The 3,015-nt window shown below is 32.9% G+C and carries 4 protein-coding genes; 3 read left to right on the top strand and 1 reads right to left on the bottom strand.

The window, feature by feature from the left end; all coding sequences use genetic code 11:
* The 3 genes from bioB to Q0C58_RS04950 form a co-directional block, all read left to right on the top strand.
* Positions 1 to 1,068: biotin synthase BioB (gene bioB, locus Q0C58_RS04940; RefSeq protein ID WP_290698262.1), on the top strand; the 1,068-nt coding region annotated here is incomplete at its 5' end.
* Positions 1,069 to 1,140: 72 nt separating this feature from the next.
* On the top strand, positions 1,141 to 1,992 hold the full coding sequence (locus tag Q0C58_RS04945; RefSeq protein WP_290698265.1) for a cupin-like domain-containing protein: 852 nt from the start codon (positions 1,141 to 1,143) through the stop codon (positions 1,990 to 1,992).
* 8 nt (positions 1,993 to 2,000) lie between these two features.
* Positions 2,001 to 2,498 carry a DUF6646 family protein gene (locus tag Q0C58_RS04950; RefSeq protein WP_290698268.1) on the top strand — a complete coding sequence of 166 codons (498 nt, stop codon included), beginning with the start codon at positions 2,001 to 2,003 and terminating at the stop codon, positions 2,496 to 2,498.
* 59 nt (positions 2,499 to 2,557) lie between these two features.
* Here the strand turns inward: Q0C58_RS04950 and Q0C58_RS04955 are convergent.
* The coding region (locus Q0C58_RS04955) for a RecX family transcriptional regulator (protein ID WP_290698271.1) at positions 2,558 to 3,015 on the bottom strand (458 nt) is incomplete at its 5' end.

Genomic DNA, 3,015 nt, shown 5'->3' on the forward strand with positions numbered 1-3,015 from the left:
AAAGAAGAAATAATAGATATTTACAACAAACCATTAATGGAATTACTCTATGATGCAGCAACAATTCATCGTTTGCATCACGATCCAAATACGGTTCAAGTTAGTACTTTACTGTCTATAAAAACTGGTGGTTGTCCAGAGGATTGTGGTTATTGTCCGCAAGCTGCAAGATATCACACAGATATTGAAGGCAACGATTTAATGTCTGTTCAGCAAGTAAAAGCGCAAGCTTTACGTGCAAAATCTTCTGGAAGTTCTCGTGTTTGTATGGGAGCAGCTTGGCGTAATGTAAAAGATGGTGAAGAGTTTGATCAAGTTCTAGAAATGGTACGTACCATAAACAAACTAGATATGGAAGTGTGTTGTACCTTAGGTATGATTACAGAAAACCAAGCACAGCGTCTAGCAGAAGCTGGTTTATATGCATATAATCACAATCTGGATTCATCCGAAGAATATTACAAAGAAGTTATTTCTACTCGTGGTTACGAAGACCGTTTAGAGACTATAGATAACGTTCGTAAAACAAATGTAACTGTTTGTTCTGGTGGTATTATAGGTATGGGAGAAGCCATTGGAGATAGAGCTGGAATGTTAGTGGCTTTAGCTACTTTAAATCCGCAGCCAGAATCTGTGCCAATAAATGCTTTAGTAGCTGTTGAAGGAACTCCTTTGGCAGAAGAAGAACCAGTTTCAATTTGGGATATGATTAGAATGGTAGCAACAACAAGAATAGTAATGCCAGAAACACAAGTGCGTTTAAGTGCTGGAAGAACAGAAATGAGTCGCGAAGGTCAAGCCATGTGTTTCTTTGCTGGTGCAAATTCTATTTTTGCCGGAGACAAGCTTTTAACAACACCAAATCCGGATGTGAATGAGGATATGAAAATGTTTAAAATGCTAGGTTTGAATCCGCAAAAGCCATTCATTAAAAAAATGCAGCCTGAAACTGTCGAAGCTTCAAATTCTAAATATGAAGCATTAGGCGAAAAACCAAAATGGACTAGACCAGAGCATAAAATTGAACGTAACGAAGAGGCTAAACAACAGGCTAAATTGTCTAAATAATTTAACGACTTAACTTAAGAATTTTAGTTTAGTCTCATTTACTTAACTTTGATTGACTAATTATTCGATCTTTTGAAACTAAATCTTCAACATATTCCTCGTGTAGAAACAATTTCAAAAGAGGATTTTATAAAAAACTATTTTAAACCACAAAAACCTGTGGTTATTGAGCGTTTTATACACCATTGGCCAGCATATAAAAAATGGAATCTAGATTACATTAAAAATATTGCAGGAGAAAAAACAGTGCCACTCTACGATGACAGACCAGTAGATTACAAAGATGGTTTTAATGAGCCTCACGCAAAAATGAAGATGAGCGATTATATTGACTTGTTAAAACGTGAGCCTACAAAATTCAGGATTTTTCTATGGAATGTTTTAAAAGAAGTACCTCAACTTCAAAAAGACTTTACATTTCCCGATTTTGGATTGCGCTTAATGAAAAAAATGCCAATGCTATTTTTTGGTGGTACAGACTCACATACTTTTATGCACTATGATATAGATTTAGCAAATATTTTTCATTTTCATTTTCAAGGTAAAAAGCAAGTTATTCTATTCGATCAAAAACAAAATAAGTATTTATATAAAATACCTCACTCCTTGATTGTTAGAGAAGATATAGATTTTTCTAACCCAGATTTTAAAAAATGGCCAGCTTTACAAAAAGCAAAAGGCTGTGAATGTGAGCTTAATCATGGAGAAGTTTTATACATACCAGAAGGCTATTGGCATTACATGAGTTACATTACACCTGGTTTTTCTATGAGTTTACGAGCCATTGCAAGGCATCCAAAAAACTTAGGAAAAGCCATTTATAATATAATTGTAATGCGTAATTTTGACAACTTAATGCGACGTTTAAAAGGTCAAGATTGGATAGACTGGAAAAACAGACAAGCAATAAAAAATAATAAATAAATTATAAAATGAAAAAAATACTATTTGTTTTAGCAGTACTAAGCGTATCGCTTATTAATGCACAAGCTTTTGAAGGAAAGGGAGATCAAAAATTTCAAATTGGAGGAAACTTTCAAGATTTGGCTTCTGGAATAAATGTAAGTTACGATTATGGTCTTGGAGAAAATATTTCTATAGGTATATCATCAACTTACGCTTTAAATGTTAAAAACAACGACATTTTAGATGCAGATTTTATAGATCGTTTTGATATTAAAGCACGATTTAATGCAAACCTTGGAAACGTTATTAATATTGATGAAAATTTCGATGTTTATCCTGGATTAAGTTTAAGTACTAAAAATTTTGGTGGACATTTAGGGTTTCGTTATTTGTTTACTGATGGTTTTGGCGTGTATTCAGAATTTAACACACCTTTAGCAAAATATGACGAAACTCCTTTAGGAGCAGAAAATATTCACAACCAGTTTACAGTAAGTTTTGGAGCTGTCTTTAACTTACAATAGTTAATATCAATATCTAAAAAAGCCTTTCAGAATTAAAAACTGAAAGGCTTTTTTATGCATTATTTTATCAACTCGCTTACCTTAGCATAAACCAAATACGATTCCCATCCTCTGTACAATAAGTAATCAATAAGTTTTTTCTTTTTTTTTAATTTATTGGTTTCCAATATCATATTAGCCTTTTTTTCGGCTAAAGCATTAAAAACATCGATGTACTCAACCTCATCTATTTCACTGAGTGCCAGATTTAGATTAATTTTGGAGATATCCTTTTTCTTTAGTTCGAGAGTTAGACGATAGCGTCCCCATTTTTTGATTCTAAACTTTCCTCGAACAAAAGTTTTAGCAAAACGTTCTTCATTTAAAAAGTTGTGCTCCAAAAGATGAACAATAATAATATCTGTAGCTTCAGGTATCATATTTAAATCTCTTAGTTTTTGCCTAACTTCTTTATGACAGCGTTCTTGATAAGCACAGTAATGTTCTAGCTTTTTTCGAGCTTCATCTACTGTAAAGG

The organism is Lacinutrix sp., from assembly GCF_023299985.1.
Classification (GTDB): domain Bacteria; phylum Bacteroidota; class Bacteroidia; order Flavobacteriales; family Flavobacteriaceae; genus Lacinutrix.